At 65.3% G+C, this 15,469-nt stretch carries 13 protein-coding genes; 11 read left to right on the top strand and 2 right to left on the bottom strand.

Annotated elements, in window-relative coordinates; translation table 11 throughout:
• Positions 1-169: 169 nt before the first annotated feature.
• Both MLD24_RS10680 and MLD24_RS10675 read left to right on the top strand, forming a co-directional pair.
• Positions 170-1,279 (top strand): hypothetical protein, encoded by a 1,110-nt coding sequence (locus tag MLD24_RS10680; protein ID WP_248166605.1) that lies wholly within the window; start codon positions 170-172, stop codon positions 1,277-1,279.
• Between the two features lie 37 nt (positions 1,280-1,316).
• On the top strand, positions 1,317-2,090 hold the full coding sequence (locus MLD24_RS10675; protein WP_248166604.1) for a sulfite exporter TauE/SafE family protein: 774 nt from the start codon (positions 1,317-1,319) through the stop codon (positions 2,088-2,090).
• Here MLD24_RS10675 and MLD24_RS10670 read toward each other — a convergent pair whose 3' ends face one another.
• Positions 2,091-4,463: a sensor domain-containing diguanylate cyclase gene (locus MLD24_RS10670; protein WP_248166603.1), complete on the bottom strand. Its 2,373-nt coding sequence runs from the start codon at positions 4,461-4,463 to the stop codon at positions 2,091-2,093.
• Positions 4,464-4,689: 226 nt separating this feature from the next.
• Here MLD24_RS10670 and MLD24_RS10665 point away from each other — a divergent pair, with 226 nt between their 5' ends.
• The 5 genes from MLD24_RS10665 (at position 4,690) to MLD24_RS10645 (ending at position 7,842) form a co-directional block, all read left to right on the top strand.
• Positions 4,690-5,505, top strand: a complete 816-nt coding sequence (locus tag MLD24_RS10665; protein ID WP_344816995.1) for a MotA/TolQ/ExbB proton channel family protein — start codon at positions 4,690-4,692, stop codon at positions 5,503-5,505.
• On the top strand, positions 5,492-5,893 hold the full coding sequence (locus tag MLD24_RS10660; protein WP_248166602.1) for an ExbD/TolR family protein: 402 nt from the start codon (positions 5,492-5,494) through the stop codon (positions 5,891-5,893). Before MLD24_RS10665 ends, MLD24_RS10660 begins: the two co-directional genes overlap by 14 nt.
• 48 nt (positions 5,894-5,941) lie before the next feature.
• Positions 5,942-6,307 carry an ExbD/TolR family protein gene (locus tag MLD24_RS10655; protein ID WP_344816997.1) on the top strand — a complete coding sequence of 122 codons (366 nt, stop codon included), beginning with the start codon at positions 5,942-5,944 and terminating at the stop codon, positions 6,305-6,307.
• Positions 6,304-7,077, top strand: coding sequence for an energy transducer TonB (locus MLD24_RS10650; RefSeq protein WP_248166600.1), 774 nt, complete (start codon positions 6,304-6,306; stop codon positions 7,075-7,077). The genes MLD24_RS10655 and MLD24_RS10650 overlap by 4 nt, the downstream gene beginning before the upstream one ends.
• Before the next feature lie 66 nt (positions 7,078-7,143).
• Positions 7,144-7,842: a hypothetical protein gene (locus MLD24_RS10645; protein WP_248166599.1), complete on the top strand. Its 699-nt coding sequence runs from the start codon at positions 7,144-7,146 to the stop codon at positions 7,840-7,842.
• Here the strand turns inward: MLD24_RS10645 and MLD24_RS10640 are convergent.
• Complete coding sequence (locus MLD24_RS10640) at positions 7,839-10,511, bottom strand: nitrate reductase (RefSeq protein WP_248166598.1); 2,673 nt, start codon at positions 10,509-10,511, stop codon at positions 7,839-7,841. The genes MLD24_RS10645 and MLD24_RS10640 overlap by 4 nt on opposite strands.
• Positions 10,512-10,975: 464 nt before the next feature.
• Here MLD24_RS10640 and MLD24_RS10635 point away from each other — a divergent pair, with 464 nt between their 5' ends.
• The 4 genes from MLD24_RS10635 (at position 10,976) to MLD24_RS10620 (ending at position 15,456) form a co-directional block, all read left to right on the top strand.
• Complete coding sequence (locus tag MLD24_RS10635) at positions 10,976-11,608, top strand: ANTAR domain-containing response regulator (protein WP_248166597.1); 633 nt, start codon at positions 10,976-10,978, stop codon at positions 11,606-11,608.
• Positions 11,609-11,617: 9 nt separating this feature from the next.
• Entirely contained in the window at positions 11,618-12,784 is a 1,167-nt protein-coding gene (locus tag MLD24_RS10630) for a CmpA/NrtA family ABC transporter substrate-binding protein (protein WP_227172831.1), read from the top strand.
• Positions 12,785-13,109: 325 nt separating this feature from the next.
• Positions 13,110-14,447, top strand: coding sequence for a CmpA/NrtA family ABC transporter substrate-binding protein (locus tag MLD24_RS10625; RefSeq protein ID WP_248166659.1), 1,338 nt, complete (start codon positions 13,110-13,112; stop codon positions 14,445-14,447).
• A gap of 13 nt (positions 14,448-14,460) precedes the next feature.
• A complete protein-coding gene (locus MLD24_RS10620; RefSeq protein ID WP_248166596.1) occupies positions 14,461-15,456 on the top strand; it encodes an ABC transporter permease in 996 nt (331 codons plus the stop codon).
• Positions 15,457-15,469: the final 13 nt, after the last annotated feature.

The raw sequence follows: 15,469 nt of genomic DNA, 5'->3' as shown, positions 1-15,469 counted from the left end.
GTCGGCTGGCGACAGCATACCCTAACATGGTGGGCACAGGGACTGTTCCCACGCCCTGGCCTGATCACCCCGCCCCCAGCGCAAAGCCGTGGACAAGGCACCGCGGCGCTGGCTAGGATGCCAACAGGTCGAGCCCGTTCCCACAACAATCAGCAAGGACACCCTCACCATGCGAGACCGGCTACTGCTGTCGCTGCTGTTCGGCTGGCTGCTTGCCGTAACGATGCCCGTCGCCGCCCAGGACACCGAGGCCGACTGGACCGAGGTGGTGCGGTCATCGCCCTACTGGGTCAGCCAAGGGGTGTACCAGAACATCGTCACCATCCGCCGCTGGGTGCTGTCCTCATCCGGCTACTGCTCGCAGCCGGATCGTCACATTTTGTTCGACCGTCGCGGTCGCTTTCTGGGTTACATCGATAACGGCGTGTCGCGACTTGGCACCCAGCGGCGCATTAACGACGCCCGGGCCTCCATGGCGCAGCGGGGCAAGGCCCATACCTGGATCAAAGGTGCCCCCGATGTCACCGGCTACCCGTTCGCACTGGCCTGTGACCAGCCCCACGCCGAGCTCGACGACGCCATCAGCCGCTACCTTGGCAACGACCCGGATGCCCGCCTCTGGGGCAGCTGGGACGACCTCAGTTTCGCCTCACCACAGCAGCCCGGAAACCTGCACCAGGCACTCTCACTGGTGGTCTCCACCCGCCAGGCCCAACAACGCCTGCAACTGCCTCCGGAGCTGCCTCGTTATCTCGCCGGCCAGTTGCTGATCGAAAGCGGCGGCAGGGCCCGGGCCCACTCGGCCGCCAACGCCCGCGGCATCCTGCAGCTGTCGAGCTCGGCACTGGGGGACTGCGGCATCACGCCGAAGCATCACTGGCATCGGCTGGCCCAGTTCGACTGCGCCCTGAAACTGATGAACCAGAACGCCCGCAATCTGCGTCCGGCCTTCGAGCAGCGCTTCGGCAGCCTGCCCGAAGGCAAGCGTCAGCGACTGTTCACGCTGTTACTGATCCAGGCCTACCACGGCGGCGCGGGCCGGGTCGAAGCCCTGCTCAACGATGACCAGCGGGCCGAGGCCGCACGCTACTTTGCCCGCCACCACGACCGTTTCTCCGCCGGAGACATCGCTTTCGGCATGATTTACCACAACCTGGGCCGGGACCGGCTGGGGCTGGCATCACTGTATTACGTCGCCGACGTGCAGCTGGCCACCGAAGCCCTGTGCCAAACCTCCGCTCTCCGGGAAGACCCGCTGTGTACGGCAGCCCCGGAGTAGCCCGCACCACCCTCAACAACCCCTGATCGGAGCTGCCTTGGACATCGCCCTGTTACCGGAAGGCCTTGGTGTCACCACCGCCGCGCTGCTGCTGGCCGCATCGGCGATCACCTCAATGATTACCGCCAGCCTGGGTGCCGGTGGTGGCGTGCTGTTGCTGGTGCTGCTGGCCATGTGGCTGCCGCCGGCGGCGATCATTCCGGTACATGGCCTTGTGCAACTGGGCTCCAACGCCGGCCGTGCAGCAATGACCTGGCGCAAGGTGGACTGGCGGGTGATTGCCGCCTTCGCCCCCGGGGTTCTGGTGGGTGCCGCAGTGGGGGCCTGGCTGCTGGTGGACCTGCCCCAGCACCTGTGGCAGCTCACCATTGCCCTGTTCGTGCTCTACCTGTGCTGGGGGCCGCCACTGCCAGGCCGGGCCCTGGGCACACCGGGGGTGTTCCTGGCGTCGGTACTGACGTCCTTTGTGTCGCTGTTCGTGGGCGCCACCGGGCCGCTGGTGGCCGCCTTCGTCAAACAGATCCACCGCGACCGTTTCACCACCGTGGCCACCTTTGCCACCGCCATGACCCTGCAACACGCGCCCAAGGCCCTGGTGTTCGGCCTGGCCGGGTTTGTCTTCCAGCAGTGGCTGGTGTTTATTGCGGCGATGATTGTGTGTGGTCTGGTGGGTACCCGGCTGGGACTGCAGGTATTGAAAAAACTGGACAACCGCCGCTTCCAGCAGCTGTTCAACCTGTTGCTGACGGTGCTGGCGCTGCGGCTGCTGTGGCAGGCCGCCCAGTCTGCCGGCTGGCCGGGGAGCCTCTGACTAACTGCCCGGTTCCGTCACTTCCTCGTATTCCGGCGGCAGCGGTACCGACACCACCTGATTGCGTCCCTGGGCCTTGGCGGCGTAGCAGCCCTCATCGGCCCGGGCGATGGTTTCCCGGGGCCCGGAATCGTCCTGTGACAACACCGTCAGGCCAATGCTGGCGGTGACGCCGAAGGACTGCCCCTCATGTTCGATGGTCAGCGCCTCCACCTTGGCCCGGATCTCTTCCGCCAGCAACTCCGCCCGCTCCAGGCCACAGCCCGGCAGGATCACCCCGAACTCGTCACCGCCAATACGGGCGACGCAATCAGACTGCCGCACCGCCTGGCTGAACACCTCCGCCAGCCGTCGCAGCAGTTCGTCCCCCAGCAGGTGGCCGCCGTGATCGTTGACCGGTTTGAAATAATCCAGGTCGATCAGCATCAGCACGCTGGGGGTTGTGAGCTCTTCCGCCCGCTCCAGCCATTTGATCAGCGTGGATGAGAAGCCGCGTCGGTTCATCACCCCGGTCAGGGCATCGTGACTGGCTTCCCAGGACAACTGACGTTCCTGTTGCCGCCGCTCGCTGTCATCCCGCAACACAAACACCAGACGTTCGTTGTCTCCGCCAGGGCTCAACCGCAGCATGGTCAGCTCAACATCAAACTTCTGGCCCTGGGTATTGCGCAACACCGCGTCCAGCACCGGAACCTCCGACTGTGCCAGGAAACGCTCACGGCGCCAGCGCATCCCGTCGGCCTCAATGATGACCCGATCAAAGAAATTGCTGCCCTCACATAGCAACGGACTGCCCATGTATTCGCAGGCACCCTGGTTGGCGTAGCGAACCGCACCCTGGGGATCGGTCAACAACACCCCTTCGCGCAGCACACTGAGGATGCTCTCGGCGCGTTTCTGCTCCGCTTTCAGCTCGGCTTCCACCGCCAGCTCGTGGGTGATGTCGCGAATGACGGTGAGGGTACCGAGGGTCTTGCCGGGAGCGTCGATCACCGTCGTCATCACATCCACCCAGCGGGTGCCCCGCCCCTGCTTGTGCTCCACCCGGAAACGACCGCGGTAGACCCCGCCCTGCTGACGAATACGACGCCAATCCGCAACCACCGTGTGGCGATCAGCGGAGTGGATCAGCGCCGTCAGCGGCAGGTGGCGGATCTGATCTGCAGGCACGCCGACGATGTCCTCACAGGCGGGGTTGACGAACTCGACCCGGCCCAGCACATCCGCCTGCAGGATGCCAATGGGGGAGCGCTGGGACAGCGAGCGAAAAAAGGCCTCACGATCCGCCAGCGAGTTGACCACCTCGGTACGCTCATCCATCACCGTGTTGAAGGTGTCGGCCACCTGGCGGATCTCCCGGCCACCACCAACGCTGACCCGGCGGGATCGCAACCCCAGGTGGCGATCGGTGATCTGCTGGGAGAGGTCGGTCAATGGTGCCAATAGCAGGCGGAAGCCCCACAATGCGATCGGCACCAGCACCAGCATCACCGCCAACAGCACCCAGGCCAGCATATCGGTGAGGCGGGAGGCCGGGGCGAAGGCTTCTTGCAGGGGCCAGATCACCCCGACAAACCAGGGCGCCTGGTTGAGCTGGCGAATCGACACCAGAGAGCGCTTGCCATCCTTGTTGGGCGAAATCTGAGTACCCTCAAAGCCTTGCAGAGCGGCGGTGACCGGAGCATTGCTGGCGGGGATCGGCTGCATCACCTGGCTGGTGTCGTCGCCATGGGCGAGGGTGATACCGCTCTGGGTACCAATTCCAACATAGCCGGTGCGCCCGATGTGAACGCTGGCAATGTCGGCCATGAAGTTCTCGCCATCCAGGTGAATGGCGCCGCCCAGCACCCCCACCAACTGGCGTTGGTGATCAAACACCGGCGCGGCCACCATGATCTCCGGCAGGTCGGTGCCGTAGGCCCGGTAGGGTTCGGAGATCACCGGCGTCAGCTGCCCCAGGGTCTGGCGGAAGTAGGGTCGATCACGGATATCGGTGCCTAGGTGCTCCCGCCCCTCCGGGTAGGCACCAATCAGCGTGCCTTTGGCGTCAAACAGGTAAATGCCATCAAACAGATGCCGCAGGGCCACCTGCCGGTCTACCAGTAACTGGGCCCGACTCTCGAAGGCCACACGGTCCATCGCCAGGTGGGCGGCCACGTCCGAGATGGCTTCCAGCCGGACCGACAGTTTCTGGTCCAGCTCGGAGGCCATCAGCCCGGCCATGATGGCTACCCGGGCTTCCGCCTGGGCCTGCAGCTCCTGCCGGCTGGCCAGGGAGTTGGACAGGCTCACCGCAAGGGCGGTCAACAGGATGGCCCCTACCACCAGAAGCACGGCCCGATTGACCAGACTATCAAGCCAGCGACGCAACATAACTCAGTAAGACTACTCCGGCATGGATCGATGGGAACCGCAACCGCCATCCTGAACCCGCAGAGCCGGACGACAGCATTCCCGAGGGGCGTAGAGAGGCTCACGGACTCCCCGCCGATGCGTTCCCAGTTTAACAGATGAGCAGGTTTCTGCAGTTTACGGCTTCAAATCTCTAACAGTAATCGTTATCATTTTCGCTCATTTCCGTTTTCTCGTTGGGGCAGTCATGGCTGACAACACTCTCACTCAATCGACCGACCTTCTCTCCGGACCGCTGCAGCAACTGATCGACATGGGCGGACCGGTGATTATGGTCCTGCTGGTTCTGGCCGCCGCCGGGGTGGTTACTTTCGTCTACCTGATGTTGTGTGGCGCAATCTATGCCCCCCGTCTGCCCCGTTCCCTGCGCCGGGTGATCGACGACTGGCACCACAGCCCCAGCCAGGCCTGTGCCGATCGGGTGATGGCCGGCATCGGCTGGTTCCAGCGCCAGAACCCGTTGCGCCGACTGACCGCCGACACCATGGCCGCCCGCCTCAACCATGACGAGCCCAACATCGTTCGGGAAACCCTGGCCCGGGACGCCCGTGCGGCCCTGGAACCGTTCGAGGGACCACTGAAAATCCTCGAAGTGATCGCCGCTCTGGCGCCTTTGCTGGGTCTGCTGGGGACGGTCCTGGGGATGATGGACGCGTTCAGCGCCATGGCCGCCACCGAAGGCCGGGCCGATGCCAGCCAGCTCAGCGGCGGCATCTACGAGGCCCTGACCACCACCGCTGCGGGCCTGATCGTGGCGATCCCGTTCGCCGCGCTGGCGGCCTGGGTGGAGTTCCGTCTGCGCCGTCTCAACAATCTGGTGAATGGCGCCCTGGTCACCGTTCTGGCACCGGCAATTCCGGAGCAGCCAACCGCCATCGACATGCCGGCTGCGGCGGAAGAAGTGGAGCGTCAGCCGGAAGCCCCGGCACGCCAGAAACCGGCCGCCAGACAGGACACCAGCACCGCCACTGCATCGGCCCGCGTCGCCCATGCAGCTGGTTGATCCACGGCCATCCCGGCCCATCCCAATACGGATTACACCACTGATCGACGTGGTGTTTATCCTGCTGGTGTTCTTCATGCTCACCAGCCGCCTGCTGCCCACCAGTTTCCTGGAGCTGGACAACAGCACCGCTCCGGGGCAGTCGGTAGACGGCGATCCCTTGCCGGAACTGGTGGTGGAGGCCTCCGGCCAGATTCGCTGGCAGGACCAGGAGTGGGCCCTGCCGGCGCTGTTGCAGGAATTACGGCGCACCCAGGTGACCGAAGTCAATCTGGCGACCACAGGTGAGGCACAGCTGACCGACTTCACCCGCACCCTCACGACCCTGAAAACCGCGGGCATTGAGCCTCACTGGCAACGATCCGCCCCGGCGCAAGAAAGCGAGTAAGCTATGGAATCCCTGGTACCGCCTCCTCCCGGAAGCGGGAAGACCCTGATGGATCGGGTAGAGGACAGCCTGCTGCCATTGATCAATCTGGTCTTCCTGCTGCTGATGTTCTTTATCGTGGCCGGCCAGTTGTCGGATACCCCACTGCCAGAACTGCCTGGGGTGGCAGACGATGCCAAAGACCAGAAACCCGCCGCGGATCTGGTGCTTAATGCCAACGGCCGCTGGCAGGTGGGGGGGCAGGATGTCAGTGAAGAGACTCTGGTGTCACAACTGCCAAAACCCGATGAGACCACGCCGCTGAAGATCGCCGCAGCCAACGAGCTGGCCATGGCCGATCTGGAGTCAGTACTGCGGCACTTGGAAGAGGCGGGCTACAAGGACGTGGTCCTGTTGACGGAGCCGGCATCATGAGCCGTGGCGTCCGATGGCTGTTCCTGCTGATCGCCCTGGGCCTATCCGCGCTGGCACTGGCGCTGGTGTTACCGCACGCACCGACACCGCCAACCCAGGAAGGCGAAACCATGGTCACCACCGCCGCGGCCATCAAGATCTCGCTGGCCGGCCAGCCACAGGCAGAGCCGGAGCCGGAGCCGGTTACCGAACCCCAGCCACAGGTGGAGCCACCACCCCCGGAGCCCAAACCGGAACCAGAACCTGAGCCGGAGCCGATACCCAAACCAGAACCCAAACCCGAGCCCAAACCGGAACCTGAGCCAGAGCCAGAGCCAGAGCCAGAGCCAGAGCCGGTACCGGAACCAACACCGGAACCGGTACAGCAACCGGTTACCGAACCGGCGCCACAGCCGACCTCGGAAGTGGAGGCGCCGGCGGCAGAGAACACCTCCAACCGTCAGCAGGCGGAGCAGGTGGAACTCCAGGCCGGTGCTTCAGAGAACGTGGACGCCTACCTCACCGCGCTCAACCAGCACCTGCGGCGCCACTACGAGTACCCCCGCCGTGCCCGCCGCCTGGGCCAGGAAGGTACGCCGATTGTGGAGTTCGAGTTCAATCGTAACGGTGAGCTGGTCAGCCATCGGGTGAAGAACTCATCGTCCTTCACGCTGCTGGACCAGGCCGCCATGGATCTGCTGGAAGAAGCCAGCCCGCTGCCACCGGTACCGGATTCCATGGAAGGCCAGACGTTCACCTTCACCCTGCCGGTGGCCTTCAAGCTGCACTGACGACAACGAGTGACCGGGCGGGTATGATGCGTCTCGAACCCATCACCCGGCCGGACATATTGCCCGATGGCTCCCAGCCCTCATCAGCAACTGGGCCAGTTGCTCTGCCAAGCCACCCACGAACTGCTGTGGTCGCCCCAGGCCCGGCACATCCGTGAACGCCAGTCCGGCACCAGCCTGACCTGCCGGGTTGGCCATGGCCAGGCAACCTATCACCGCTACGATCCCCGTGACCGCCAGCACCTGATCACCTACGGTGCCCGCATGATCGCCGCCAAGCAAAGCGCCACCACCGCCGTGACCTGGCTGTCCAGCCGCGAGATCCAGCAACGCCGGTACTTCAACGGCGAACTCTCCAGCGCCAACCTGCTGGCCCACACCTGTTGTCACGAGTTTGCCCACCTGCTGCAACAGGTGGCGGGCAAACGCTTCCATGGCTCGGTACACAACGGCCATTTCTACCGCATCCTCGACCAGCTGCACCACAGTGGCCGCGCCCTCGCGGTGCGCCAGTACCTGCTGGCTGCAGCCGGTCAGCGTGGCCTGACACTGGCCACCACGCCGTTCGACCTGCCCCGGGAGGCATCAGCCCGGGCCCGGTGGCAGGCCGGCGACCGGGTCCGTTTCGGCCACGGCGCCAACCAGCACCAGGGCCGCATCCTCCGGGTCAACCGCAAGACCTGCACGGTGTGCTGTGACGACACCCACCGTGGTCGTGAGGTGCGCTACCGGGTACCGCTGGCGATGTTGCACAAAGTGGATTAGGTCAGCTCCGCCAGCAGGCCCTTCAGTTCCGGCACACAGGAGCCACAGTTGGTGCCGCAACGCAGCTGTTGCCCCAGCGCCGTCACCGAGTCGGCACCGTCAGCCACCGCCGACGCAATCTGCCGCTGCCCCACCTGAAAACAGCTGCAGACAATGGCGCCTACGTCCTCCCGCGCTACATCCCGGGCCGCCAGCAACGCCCGTCGTTCGCTCTCTTCCAGGGCTTCACTGAGAAAGCACTGCTCCAACCAGGCCAGATCCGGCAGCTGCTGTGGCTGCCGCTCCACCAGCAGCATGGCTTCCAGTCGGCCATCCTTCAGCCGCGCCGCCCGAAAACGGCCCTCCGCCGGATCGCTCATCACCAGTTGCGGGGCGCCGCCCAGCCAGTCATCGGCATCGTCCAGCCAATGACGCTGATCGGTGCCTGCCAGCCACCAGCTGTCGCAACCCGCCAGAGGCACATGACACCAGTATTCCGCCCGCCAGCGCCGCGGCCGATCCCGGTGAACCAGCAGGCGGGCATGCCAACGGGCCCGGAACGGCGTCAGTGCCGCCACCCCGTGCTTGGATTCCGGCTGGCCAGACAGCGGATCGGTCACCGCTGGCATCAACGCCGATGCCAGCCCGGCGGGGGTGAACTGGCGGTTCCAGTGGATTGGCACAAACACCTCTCCGGGACGTTGACCACGACTGGCCCGCACCCGTCCGACAAACCGCTGACGCTGCCGTGTCAGTACCGCCAGGTCACCGTCCACCAGCTGATGGCGGGCCAGATCCTGGGGGTGGGCCTCAATGAATGGCTCCGAGCGGTGCTGCAACAGCCGCGGTGCCCGCGCGGTGCGGGTCATGGTGTGCCACTGGTCACGGATACGACCGCTGTTGACCACCAGCGGATGGTTCGAGTCGGGGCGGCTTTCCGGCCAGACCGTCTGGATCGGCACCAACCGGGCACGGCCATCGTCGGTGCAGAAACGGCCATCATCAAACAGTCGCTGCCGGCCCTGGGGAAACGCATCATTGACCGGCCACTGCACCGGCGCCAGGCGATCGTAGTCCCGGTCCGACAGCTCGCTGAGGCCACGGATGTCGAAGCAACGCGGGCCGGTAGCGGCGGATGCGTCGTTACCAACCCCTGACAACGCGGCGTGTTCGCGGAAGATGTCCGCGGGCCCCTGGTAGCGGAATGCCTCGCCGTACCCCAGCCGCTGCGCGACCTCCGCCATAATCCACCAGTCCGGCCGGGCGTCCCCGGCCGGTGGCATCAGCCCCCGCTGGCGGGAGATACGCCGTTCAGAGTTGGTCACGGTCCCGTCCTTCTCGCCCCAGCCAGCGGCGGGCAGTAGGATGTCGGCAAACGCCGCGGTGTCGGTGTTGGCAACGCAGTCGGAAACGATCACCGTGGGGCAGCGGGCCAGGGCTTCGCGGACCCGCTCGCTGTCCGGCAGGCTCACCGCCGGGTTGGTCGCCATCACCCACAGCACCTGGATATCGCCGCGATGGATGGCCTCAAACAGGTCCACCGCCTTGAGGCCAGGGCCATCGGCCAGCGCGTCCGTTCCCCAGAAGTCCGCCACCAGTTCCCGGGCCCCCGGCGTCTGGTAGTCCAGGTGGGCGGCCAGGGTGTTGGCCAGTCCGCCGACCTCCCGCCCCCCCATGGCGTTGGGCTGGCCGGTGAGTGAGAAGGGGCTGGCCCCCGGCCGGCCGACCCGACCGGTGGCAAGGTGACAGTTGATGATGGCATTGCCCTTGTCGGTCCCCGCCACTGACTGGTTGGCGCCCTGGGAAAACCCCGTAACGGTGCGTGGGGTGTGCTGGAACCAGCGATAGAAGGTTTCCACATCAGCGACAGGCAGATCGCACTGGTGCGCCACGCTGGCGCTGTCCGGCGCCGCCTCCCGGGCACTGGCCAGGGTGGCCTCCAGACCGCTGCAGTGGCGCTCGAGGTAGTCCCGGTCCAGGCCGCCGTGGTCCGCCAGCCAGACCAGCAGGCCGTTGAACAGCACCGTGTCCGAGCCCGGTCGCAGGGGCAGGTGCAGGTCCGCCAGGTCGCAGGTGGCGGTCCGCCGGGGATCAATCACCACCACCCGCCGTCCCGTCCGGGCCGCCGCCTGCATGCGCTGGTACAGCACCGGGTGGTTCCAGGCCGCATTGCTGCCCACCAGCACCAGCAGGTCCGCCAGTTCCAGATCCTCATAGCAGGCCGGCACCGCGTCGGCGCCAAAGGCCCGCTTGTGGGCCGCCACCGCCGACGACATACACAGCCGGGAATTGGTGTCGACGTGGGGCGTGCCGATAAAGCCCTTGGCCAGCTTGTTGGCAACGTAATAGTCCTCGGTCAGCAGCTGACCGGAGAGGTAGAACGCCACCGCCCCCGGGCCGTGACTGGCCCTGGCCTGGCGAATGGCCTCTGCCGTGGCTGCCAGGGCCTCCGACCAGTCGACGGCTCGCCCCGCCAGGCGCGGCTGCAACAGGCGGCCGTCATCGCCCAGGGTTTCATGGAGGCTCGCGCCCTTCACGCACAACCGTCCGTGGTTGGCGGGATGGTCCGGGTCTCCGGCCACGGCGCCGGGCGTCTCGGTGGCCTCAGCGAGCCGGGACGCTCCGGGTTTGAACAGCACGCCACAGCCCACGCCACAGTAGGGGCAGGTGGTCCGGCAGGTGTCAGTCACAGCAACTCCTGATATCGCTGACCGGGCACAAAAAAGCCCGATGCCCGGGGTCGCGTCTGCAAGCCAGGGCCATCGGGCGTCAGTGCCGGTGATGGGTAAAAGGTCATGTTGTTGGCGTCATACAAAGCAATAACAGGGCCAGCCGTCGCTACCGCCGGTCGCAGCGATGCATCAGGCCCTGGACGGACAAACAACCGCACAAAACGGTGCAAAAACCCCGCCGCGTGCACAACGACCGGGCACGGCCTGCCCCGCCGTCCGCCTCCGGCAACCGCCATCAACCCGGATGCCGCCTGTGTCGGAGGGCGGGACCGTGGCGCTGGCAGATTTCTTGCAGATCCATCACCAGTAAACCCGGGAGAGCCACGGGTTCACGCCGGACCGGCCCTGCTCAGCAGAGCGGTTCGGCGTGAATCGACGGCTCCCCGACTGAAACCTGATTACGTTATCAAAGGATGACCGTCATGCACTCGACCGACCCACTCCGCATACTGCTGATCGACAAGGACAGTGATCGTGCCCGGCTGGTAAAGCAGGCACTGGAACTGGAGGGGCACGAGGTCATCAGCCAGCGCCCGGACGCCACCGGCCTGACAGCGGCGGTGGCCCGGGACGAACCGGACATGGTGATCATCGACATGGACCTGCCAGACCGTGACACCCTGGAGAACATGAGCACGATGAACGAGCACGCCCCCCGCCCCATCGTGTTCTGCACCAACGAGCCCGGCGACCGCGACACCATCAAGGCCGCCCTGCATGCCGGTGTCAGCGCCTACGTCATGGATGGGCTGCAACCGGAGAAGGTCCGCGCCATCATCGACTCGGCGGTGGCCCAGTTCGAATCCTTCCAGGCCCTCAGGACCGAGCTGGCGCAGACCCGCACAGCGCTGGAAGACCGCAAACTGATCGAACGCGCCAAGGGCCTGATCATGAAACGGGAAGGCTGTGACGAAGACGCCGCCTACCAGGTGCTGCGCAAGTCCGCCATGGACCACAGCGAACGCCTGGCGGTGATTGCCCAGCGGGTGATCGACATCCTCGAGTCCGAAACCACCACCGCGGCGCCACGTCGCGCCCTGCAACAGGCCAGTTGAGACCCCTTCATGCCCGCACCGACCCCGCTCCACCGCCATCCCGGTTTCCACATCCGCCTCGGGTTTGTGCCGTTGCTGGACAGCGCGCCGCTGATCATGGCCCGGGAACTGGGGCTGTTCGATGCCGAAGGCCTGGAGGTGGAACTGATGAAAGAGGGCTCCTGGGCGTCGGTTCGCGACAAGGTCAGCTTTGGCCTGCTCGACGGCGCCCAGATGCTGGCCCCGATGCCGCTGACGATGTCGCTGACCCGGGGCCAGCCGGCAACCCAGGTGGTCTCCGGTATGGTGCTGAGCCGCAACGGCAACGGCATCACCCTGGCCCAGCCGTTGTACCAGGCACTGCGCGACCGCGGCGTCGACGAAGACCATCCCATCGATTCCGCCAGCGCCCTACGGGCCCTGGCCCGGGAACGTGGCCGCCCGATCCGGCTGGCCTCGGTGGCGCCCTGGTCCAGTCATGACCTGCAGTTGCGGGACTGGTTGGGCAGCGCCGGAGCGCTTTCGGATGCCGAGGTGGAAATTATCCCGGTATCGCCAGTGCAGATGATTGATGCCTTCCGCGCCGGCGCCATTGAAGGCTGTTGCGTGGGGGAGCCCTGGAACAGCCTGCTGGAACTTGAAGGGCTGGGGCGCATCCTGCACTCCGGCCACCAGATCTGGCAGAACGCTCCAGAAAAGGTGCTGGGCGTGCGGGCCGATTGGGCCCAGCAGCACCCGGCCGTACACTTGGGCCTGATTCGTGCCCTGCTGGGGGCCTGCCGCTGGCTCGACAACCCCCAGAATCACCGCCAGCTGGCGCGGATACTGAGCCGTCGGGAGTACCTGGGCGAACAGGTAGAGCAACTGGCGCAACACCCGTTCGGACTGTTCCATCCAGGCCTGCACCAACACTTCTTCGAGCGCTGCGCCAATTTTCCCTGGTTGTCCCAGGCCCATTGGCTGGGCAGCCGCCTGGTCTGCCACGGCCAGCTCAGGCAGGCCTCACTGGCAGCCATCAAGACCGTGATCCGTCCCGACATCTACCGCCAGGCCGCCGACACCTTCGGCCTTGATGCGCCGGCGATGGATGGCAAAACCGAAGGCCGTCACCACCTGCCGTTCACCGTCAATGGCCGCCATGGTCCGGTGGACATTGCCGGTGACCAGCTGCTGGGGCAACAGCTGCACGAGTGGTAAGCGTGCCGTGCCCCCTGCTGAAGCGCATCACCCCGAAACTGTGCAATCTCTGCCCACCCCTGCCCGAAGCAATCCCTCTAAAAATCACAACCTACTGTTATTCCTGAGATAAAAAACCTGGCACAAAGCCTGCAAAGTCATCCTTACTGATCAGCCATCCACTGACGGCAGTGACTGCCGTCCACACACAATGCGATTTCACAGGCAACGGCGCCCGTCCTCCAGCAGAGGACCGGCGCTTTTTTTGTGCCTGAAATAACCATCGGGAGAGCACACCATGACACGACCTCACATGATTGCCCTAGTCCTGGCCTGCAGCGGCTGGATGCACGGCGCACTGGCGGAGGCCGGCGCCACCGACCTGGGTCCGGCGGAAAAGCCGGACCTGAAACTCGGCTTCATCAAGCTCACCGACATGGCACCGCTGGCGGTGGCCTGGGAACAGGGTTACTTCCTCGACGAAGGCCTGTTCGTGGAACTGGAGGCCCAGGCCAACTGGAAAGTGCTGCTCGACCGGGTCATCACCGGCGAACTCGACGGCGCCCACATGCTCGCCGGTCAGCCGCTCGGCGCCACCATCGGCTACGGCACCCAGGCCGATATCATCACCGCCTTCAGCATGGACCTGAACGGCAACGGCATCACCGTCTCCAACGATGTCTGGCAGCAGATGGAACAGCACCTGCCGCAGCAGGCCGACGGCAATCCGGTGCACCCGGTCAGCGCCGAGGCACTGAAACCGGTGGTGGACAGCTATCGGGACCGGGGCGAACGCTTCCCCATGGGCATGGTGTTCCCGGTCTCCACCCACAACTACGAACTGCGCTACTGGCTGGCCGCCGGCGGCCTCAACCCGGGCTACTACGACCCGGAGAACGGCGACACCAGTGGCACCCTGCAGGCCGACGTGCAGCTCTCGGTCACTCCGCCGCCACAGATGCCCGCCACGCTGGAGGCTGGCACCATCAAGGGCTACTGCGTTGGCGAACCGTGGAACCAGCAGGCGGTGTTCAAAGGCATCGGGGTCCCGGTGATCACCGACTACGAAATCTGGCCCAACAACCCGGAGAAAGTGTTCGGGGTGACTGAGGGCTGGGCCGAGAAATACCCCAACACCCACGTTCGCCTGCTGCGGGCGCTGATCCGTGCCGCCTACTGGCTCGACGACAACGACAACGCCAACCGCGAAGCAGCGGTCCAGATGCTGGCCCGCCCCAACTACGTCGGCGCCGACCCGCAGGTGATCGCCAACTCCATGACCGGCACCTTCGAATATGAAAAGGGCGACGTACGCTCGGTACCGGACTTCAATGTGTTCTTTCGCTACTACGCCACCTACCCTTATCCGTCCGATGCCATCTGGTACCTGACCCAGATGCGGCGCTGGGGCCAGATCGCCGAGCCCAAGCCGGATAACTGGTACATGGACACTGCGAAGAAGGTCTATCGGGCCGACATCTACGCCGAGGCGGCGCAGTCGCTGATCGACGACGGCACCCTCAGCGCTGACGACTTTCCGGACCTGAGCGCGGAAAACTTTGAGCGGCCCGGACAGGGCGAGCTGATCGACGGCGTGGCCTTCACCCCCCGTCAGCCCAACGCCTACATCGACAGCTTCGCCATCGGCCTGAAGGGCCGGGACACCGCGGTCGCCGCCGAGTAATGGGAGACACACCATGACAACCGCCACCTCGTCTGAATCCCTCAAGGCGCCGCCGCGCTGGTTCGCGGCGGCAACCGAGCGGCTCTCCCCCCGGGCGCTGGCCCGGGGCGGGCGCAACCTGCTACTGCCGCTGATCGGCATCGGCCTGTTCCTGCTGTTCTGGCAACTGGTCGCGCCCCAGGTCAACACATCCCTGGGCAGTTTCCCGGCGCCCACCGATGTCTGGCAGCAGGCCGGCCAACTGTGGCAGGAGCACAGTGATGAACGGGCCCGGGCCGATCGCTTCGTCACCATGCAGGAAGAACGCAATGCCCGCATCCTGGCTGACAACCCCGAGGCGGACGTGCGTATCCGGCCCTACCCCGGCGCCCCCACCTTCTTCGACCAGATCGGCACCAGTCTGGTGACGGTGCTGTGCGGTTTTCTGCTGGCCACCCTCATCGCGGTGCCGCTGGGCATCGTGGTGGGCCTCAACCGTCACTTTGCCGCGGCGGTCAACCCGCTGATCCAGGTGTTCAAACCGGTGTCGCCACTGGCCTGGCTGCCACTGGTGACCATGGTGGTGTCGGCCACCTACGTCAGCGACGACCCGATGTTCGAGAAGGCGTTCCTGACCTCGATGATCACCGTCACCCTGTGCAGCCTGTGGCCGACCCTGATCAACACCAGTGTCGGTGTGGCCGCGGTCAATCCGGACCTGCTCAACGTCTCCAAGGTGCTGCAACTGTCGTTCTGGACTCACACCCGCAAGGTGGTGTTGCCGTCCTCGGTGCCGATGATCTTCACCGGCCTGCGGGTATCGCTGGGCATTGCCTGGATGGTGCTGATCGCCGCCGAGATGCTGGCGCAGAACCCCGGCCTGGGCAAATTCGTCTGGGACGAGTTCCAGAACGGCAGCAGCCAGTCCCTCAGCCGCATCATGGTGGCGGTGCTGGCAATCGGTTTTATCGGCTTTCTGCTCGACCGGATCATGCTGTTGATCCAGAAGAAAGTCGCCTGGAATGAATAATATCTGGAGGTTG

The sequence above is a fragment of the Marinobacter xestospongiae genome (genome assembly GCF_023156385.1).
Lineage (GTDB): Bacteria > Pseudomonadota > Gammaproteobacteria > Pseudomonadales > Oleiphilaceae > Marinobacter > Marinobacter xestospongiae.
Note: the sequence above shows the minus strand (reverse complement) of the source record. Positions and strands in the feature narration are given on the sequence as shown.